Origin of the sequence: Prevotella sp. S7 MS 2 (assembly GCF_000762865.1) — a bacterium.
Lineage (GTDB): Bacteria > Bacteroidota > Bacteroidia > Bacteroidales > Bacteroidaceae > Prevotella.
Window position 1 is genome coordinate 1 of sequence record NZ_JRPT01000095.1, and the last position, 6,236, is coordinate 6,236.

Consider the following 6,236-nt stretch of genomic DNA (forward strand, 5'->3'; position numbering starts at 1 on the left):
ATAAAATCATCTCACAAATAGTAAAATCCTGATTATTAGAAGTCTGAGAAGGATCTGTGTCAAAGGGGGAACGAATAAGAAACGAGCGAGTTTCTTTCCAATTCTTTATTCTGCGATGTCTCAAAGAACCTTCTGTTAATGCTGCAAAGATAGCAATTTTCTCGTAGAAAACAAAGTGGACGGGAAGAAATTGGACTATAAACTTAGAATTTCTTACATCTTAGTTAAATTCTCTTCATAGTCCTTTTTCGATGAGATATTTATATCGATAAGATGTTGATAATCAGAATATTTTTTTAATAAGTCAGTTCTAATTGAGTGTCGTAACTATGAAAACGAAGCCTTCTCAAATAGCCATGAGATGCAATATAGTGCAATAAAACAAAAAAATCCTCAAAAATAATTTCCGATTTCTTTGGATTTCTCAAGAATGTTATATACATTTGCCAATGAGGATATAACTAATAATAGGCTTATGGTCGTAACTCATTCTTTGAATGGATTTCACTCTCCGTCTACGGAATATATCCTTCTTATTCGTGGCGTTTGAGTGTTGGCTGAAATTAGGGCAAGATAATTTCAGCCATAAGGATTTATTGCACATTCTGAGTTATCCACTTTTTCTAATTGGGCAAAAAAGAAGGGGGTTGCCATAAATTTCGTTAAAACAACGTCTGATGTGATAAGAGAATTAAATAAATCAAAAAGAGATAATGACAAAATCACAGAATTGTCAATTTTCTCACATGGTACAGCGAGCAATGTTGCATTTGGATATGAAAATACAGTGGTTGAATATACCGATATAGAAAATCCTACAAATATGAATAACTATAATATAGGACAGTTAAGCCGTGAAGATTTTGCGAATAGTGCAAGGATAGATTTATATTCATGTAATTCTGCTTCGTTGTTTGGATTTGGAAAGAAAACTTTTGCTACAACTGATGCAATGATAAAAGCTGTAGATATAGGACGAAGTTTTGCAGAGCAATTATCATTACAAAGTGGAGCTAGGGTCACAGGTGTTGTTGGAAGAACGGATTACTCGCCTGTAATTAGTGGACAATTACCAACTTTAGGTGGTATGGGTGGCCCAAATAGTCCTTCTGTACGTGATTGAAGTAGCGCAATTCGTTTGAATTTTACTCCAACAAGGAAGAAATAATGGAAAAAATATATTCTTTGTTATTACTTATAATATTTACATCTTGTTCGGTCTCGCCTAATTCTACTCCCAACAGCAGAAAAGGTGATATCGTGCAAGATGCGGATATTACAATGATTGATAGCTCTTTTAATATTAAATACTATTCTGGTGGTAAACATTATTTAGAGGATTATATTACTGTCGGTAATGGAAGAATAGTGTTTAGTAAACGTTGGTCATGTTTGATTAGCATAAGTGTACAAAATATTGTAGAAGGGCAGGATACAATAGAACGGGTATATCACTTTGACGATGAAACGCATAGATTATCGCATTCCTTTACGAAAATTCAGAATAAGCTCCATGGAATGGCAGTATATTATACAGATTCAGGAGAAGTGGAAAAACTTGTATATTATGATGAGGAGGGAGAACCGACCGAGTTAGACAAAAAAGTTTCTGTATCATTAATCAAAAAGGCTTGTCAGGAAACTATATATAACAATATTGATTCATTGAAAATTGTAGGAATAAATAAGAAATCTTTTAACAAAGTTTCTATAGATTACTACAAACGAAAGGGAAAAGGCATTTTGTTTATAGGAACATTATGCTTTGTTATAGGTCGGAAAGGAACTTTGGAAGCTATCTTTACACTATGTAGTAGGCGTGGCTCCCATTTTTTTAAATGTGGAGAGGGTTATTATTTTGATTCTGTAAATCATTATTTGCAGTCAATCAAGAAATACGAAAATAATATGCAATATGGGAAAATCCTGTATCTTGATAAAGATGGGATTATTGAAAAAATTAGCTATATACACAACAAGTAATGGCTTCACCTACGACGCTTTGGGCAATGTACTCACCAAGCAGACAGCCAACCTCAAAAAAGAGGGCAAGACCATCAATTACGAGTACGATTACGGACGTCTGACGGCTATCAACTATCCCGACCATCCGGAGAACAACGTGAAGTACCACTATGGTGGTATCAACTCTTCTCACAACCGTATCGGCAGACTGATGCTCCGTGAGGACGGCAGTGGTGCTATCGAGTACTACTACGGCAAGATGGGTGAGGTCTTGAAGACGGTACGCACACTGATTGTACCTAATCAGGCAGTGGCTACCTACGTCACGCAGTGGAAGTACGACAGCCACAACCGCCTCTTGGAAATGATTTACCCCGATGAGGAAAAGGTCACCTACGGCTACAACCTCGGTGGACAGGTAGACCATGTGCGTGGCTACAAGTCTTACGGCTACGACTATGTGAACAAGATAGGTTATGATAAGTTTGAGCAGCGCACCTATCTGAAGTATTGCAACGGAGCGGAGACGTTCTACAGTTACGACCCTGCACGCAGACGTTTGCAGAACCTCGCGGTGAATGCTAAGGCAGGTACCATCATGGACAATGCCTACAGCTACGACGCAGTAAGCAACGTGCTTGGTATTAAGAACAATGCTCCACTCCCACAGAGTGGCAAGGCAGGCGGGCAGATGAGCCATAGTTATACTTATGACCCACTATATCGTTTGGCAAGCGCAACAGGTACTTATAAGGGAACGGACAATAAAGCAGCTTCTTATACGTTATCTATGGGCTACGACAACATGCACCGTATCACGAGTAAGAAGCAACACCTCTCACAGACAGGTGTACAGTTCGAGGGCACGCTCAACGCAGGCTACGAACTCGCTTATACTTATCAAAAGGCAGATGGCAGGAAGTTCCAACTCGACAATGTCCGTGACATCAACTACCGCACGGAAGAAACTCCTACGGACAGCACCAATATCAACAACGGACACAAGTACACTTACGACCTCAACGGAAACCTTGTCTATATCAATACCTCACGTGTAAAGAAAGACGGTAAGGAAGATGAAAAGGCAAGTGAGCAGAAGTTCAAGTGGGACGAGGAAAACCGCTTGTTGGCAGTGGATGAAAACGGTTTTGTGAGCAACTATTGGTATGATGCCGATGGTGAGCGCACGGTGAAGACCTCAGGCGAAAACGAAGCCATCTATGTGAACTCCGAGTTCTCAGGTGGCAATACTGGTACAGCACGCTTCTCGCTCTATGTCAGCCCATACTTGGTTGCTGGGCAAGGTGGCAAATATACGAAGCATATCTACATTGGCTCGCAGCGTATTGTCAGCAAGCTTGGCGACTTGGCTTCTTATGGTGCAGACCCAAGACGAATACCGTATGCAGGCAATGAAGCTGATGGTCTTACTATTGACTACAAGGATAAGTATGCAAAGCAACTGCAATCCATTAAGGATAACTACAAGGCGTTTGACCAACCTTATAACGGTAAGGACAATGACGACTACGTGAACGGTCAGGGTTTCTGTTGCAACGATGGTACGCCGGAGGCGGCACAAGCAAGGGCACGCACAAGGGCTGCAAACGGTAATTTCAAACCCAACGACGACTACGAAAAGATGCAGTTCTACTACCATCCAGACCACTTAGGAAGCAGTAGCTATATCACCAATCTTGACGGCGAAGTATCGCAGCATATCGAGTATGTACCGTTTGGCGAAGTGTTCATCGAAGAGCGCAACAATACGTGGAACACGCCGTACCTCTTCAACGCTAAAGAGTTTGACGAGGAAACAGGTATGTACTACTATGGTGCAAGATATATGGATCCCCAAAATTCTATGTGGCTGGGGGTTGATCCGCTAACGGAGAAATATCCGAATTTAACAGGATATTGCTACACAAATAATAATCCTGTCAAGTATATTGATCCAACTGGTACAGATTGGTATAGAAATGATGAAACTGCTGCTATTTTCTGGCAGGAAGGGAATGCCAACTCTATAACATACGATGGTCAGGAGTATAGAAATATAGGTGAAACATATAGTATATATCAATCTGGAATGAGATACGATTATCAGCAGGATAAGATTATAAAAGTATCCGATGCAAGTGATAGGTTTAATGTAGAAGGTGGGCAATATATACCTAAGAGTTTTATAACAGATGATGGAACTAAAGTTAGTGTAACTTTTAAGTATAAGAGTCCAACTGGGGGTTGTGGTGATTATGCATTGTCAAAAGATGCTGTTAGTTTATTAATTAAAGGGATAAACGATGCTAATATTTCTGGCGCAGGAATTACTTCTATTGATGTTTCTACAACTACAACTGGGAAACATTCCCCTTCAAGCAATCATTATGCATCAAATGGAGGAAGAGCTATAGACATTGACATGGTAAATGGAATCCCAGTTAAAAATCCTAAATCACATGAAAAAGTTGATGCTTTTCAACGTGCAATTAGAGAGAATCCTATCTTAAGAGAGAATTTTGGACCTCATATACAAGAAAAAGAGGGGAAAACTAAGAGGATCTCTGGGCATAATAATCATATTCATATTGCAACTCAAAAGCGATGAAAAAATATAGGGCATGTTTTTTAAGCATAATTATATTGTATTGCTATATAGGATTACCTATTTATTCACAGAATAAGGATACTTTGTGCATTCACGGAGATTTTGTTTGTACAATAGGTAAATATTTGGTTTATTGTCAAAATAGCGATGATACGGAAGCGATTGAAAGGAAACTGCAAAGACTGGATATAAGGAATTACCGCAACCACAGTTATTGTATCGATTCAACCATGACCTCGAATTGCTTAAAGATCTCGGACTCTGCACTGATATATGCAAAAGGTAGGAATATTATACTTTGGCATGTTCCTCAAAATGCAAAATATATTTATTGGCATTCAAAGCAGAATTTACCCATTGTGAACCTAGCTCAAAGTCGGAATAGGGATTATTTAATGGTGAGTCGAATAGATTACGAAGCAGAAGAGATGCTATTAACAATTATGGGAAAGAAAATGAATATTCTTTTTGAAAAGAAAATTAAGCTAAATGGTATGGAGATAGAGGGGGCGATTCCTATATCGTATGCCATTGAATCTTGTTTTGTTATTCTTGTCCAGGACAAATTATATCTCATCGACTGTGAAAGATTAAAGATTAACTTAATCACGAATCATTGTGATGTTTTTACCACCAGTACTCACTCAATTATCTATTACAAATTTATTTCAGATGATAAAACTAGAGGATATGAGTTGATACCATCCCGAAACGAAATACAAGAAATAGACAGGAGTCTTGAACAATCCTTATATGATTGTCCTCTGACTTGGTTGTTTACTTCAAGAGTTAACGACGAAAATATTCCCATATATTACGTATGCGGAAAAGCGTATCGATTAGAAAAACATAATTGGCAAGAAATTCCTAAAATAATTATCTATCAAGATAAAGCAATTAGTATTACCGTCCCAATTATTAATGGTACTTTTCAATATAACTGGTTCAGTTTTTCTTTTCTTAATGATAGTGATTGGTAATGCTTCAGATTGGGAGTTGTGAAAATAGGGTCTTGATTATCAGGACTATCTGATAAATTAAAAATGCGAAGGCAGGAATTAGCGCTTTGCCTTCGCATTATTTTCGCAATTATAGCATAAGCAAATGAAGCAACAGGATAGTTTTGGAACTTTATGCTCCAGATTGGGAGTTAAGTTTTTATGTCCCTATTGTCAATCTGAGTCAATCGTCAAAAGTGGGAAGAATTGCAATGGCAAACAACGCTACCAATGCAAATATTGCCACAAGCGCTTTATCACCGACTACACCTACAAAGCCTATCTTCCTGACACCGATTCCAAAATCATCCAACTGACCAAAGAGGGATTAGGCAATCGCAGCACGGTACTAACGTTGGGTATTATGATTTATCAGTATTTATTCATGTCTACTCTCAAGATTTTTTGTCAGCTGTACTGCTTGTTGTTGCAGTCTAATAAGAAGTTGTGAATAGGTTTCGAGTTTGCTGAGCAGTTGTTGAGCAGTGGCGACAGAATGATAAGTATTGAGGGCTTTCACGGCTTCGTTGTATAGCATGCCTATCTTATGAGTCATGGCAACGATTTCGGAGAGTTTCTCCAAGTAAGGTTCTTTTGCAGGGTCTTGGGTGATGACCTTAAAGGCTTCACCTAAAAGTCTTGCTCGGACAAAATCACTTTTCGAG

General features: G+C 38.6%; 6 protein-coding genes. 5 read left to right on the forward strand and 1 reads right to left on the reverse strand.

Features of this window, described 5'->3' with window-relative positions; genetic code table 11:
- Window positions 1-595 precede the first annotated feature (595 nt).
- The 5 genes from HMPREF0671_RS11360 (at window position 596) to HMPREF0671_RS12710 (ending at window position 6,022) form a co-directional block, all read left to right on the forward strand.
- Window positions 596-1,123: a DUF4347 domain-containing protein gene (locus HMPREF0671_RS11360; protein ID WP_156958416.1), complete on the forward strand. Its 528-nt coding sequence runs from the start codon at window positions 596-598 to the stop codon at window positions 1,121-1,123.
- 44 nt (window positions 1,124-1,167) lie between these two features.
- Entirely contained in the window at window positions 1,168-1,983 is an 816-nt protein-coding gene (locus HMPREF0671_RS11365; RefSeq protein ID WP_036900821.1) for a hypothetical protein, read from the forward strand.
- 346 nt (window positions 1,984-2,329) lie between these two features.
- Window positions 2,330-4,573 (forward strand): RHS repeat domain-containing protein, encoded by a 2,244-nt coding sequence (locus HMPREF0671_RS11370; protein WP_232223206.1) that lies wholly within the window; start codon window positions 2,330-2,332, stop codon window positions 4,571-4,573.
- On the forward strand, window positions 4,570-5,553 hold the full coding sequence (locus tag HMPREF0671_RS11375) for a hypothetical protein (protein WP_004350363.1): 984 nt from the start codon (window positions 4,570-4,572) through the stop codon (window positions 5,551-5,553). The genes HMPREF0671_RS11370 and HMPREF0671_RS11375 overlap by 4 nt, the downstream gene beginning before the upstream one ends.
- A 124-nt stretch (window positions 5,554-5,677) precedes the next feature.
- Window positions 5,678-6,022, forward strand: a complete 345-nt coding sequence (locus HMPREF0671_RS12710; protein WP_084589776.1) for an IS1 family transposase — start codon at window positions 5,678-5,680, stop codon at window positions 6,020-6,022.
- On the opposite strand, the gene HMPREF0671_RS11380 is transcribed toward HMPREF0671_RS12710, so the two are convergent.
- Window positions 5,951-6,236: hypothetical protein (locus tag HMPREF0671_RS11380; RefSeq protein WP_036900824.1), on the reverse strand; the 286-nt coding region annotated here is incomplete at its 5' end. The two genes, HMPREF0671_RS12710 and HMPREF0671_RS11380, sit on opposite strands and share 72 nt — an antisense overlap.

Excerpts from the sequence above, each read along its gene's own strand:
- HMPREF0671_RS11365 (WP_036900821.1), top strand. The coding sequence starts at position 1,168 with ATGGAAAAAATATATTCTTTGTTATTACTTATAATATTTACATCTTGT.
- HMPREF0671_RS11370 (WP_232223206.1), top strand. The coding sequence starts at position 2,330 with ATGATTTACCCCGATGAGGAAAAGGTCACCTACGGCTACAACCTCGGT.
- HMPREF0671_RS11375 (WP_004350363.1), top strand. The coding sequence starts at position 4,570 with ATGAAAAAATATAGGGCATGTTTTTTAAGCATAATTATATTGTATTGC.
- HMPREF0671_RS12710 (WP_084589776.1), top strand. The coding sequence starts at position 5,678 with ATGAAGCAACAGGATAGTTTTGGAACTTTATGCTCCAGATTGGGAGTT.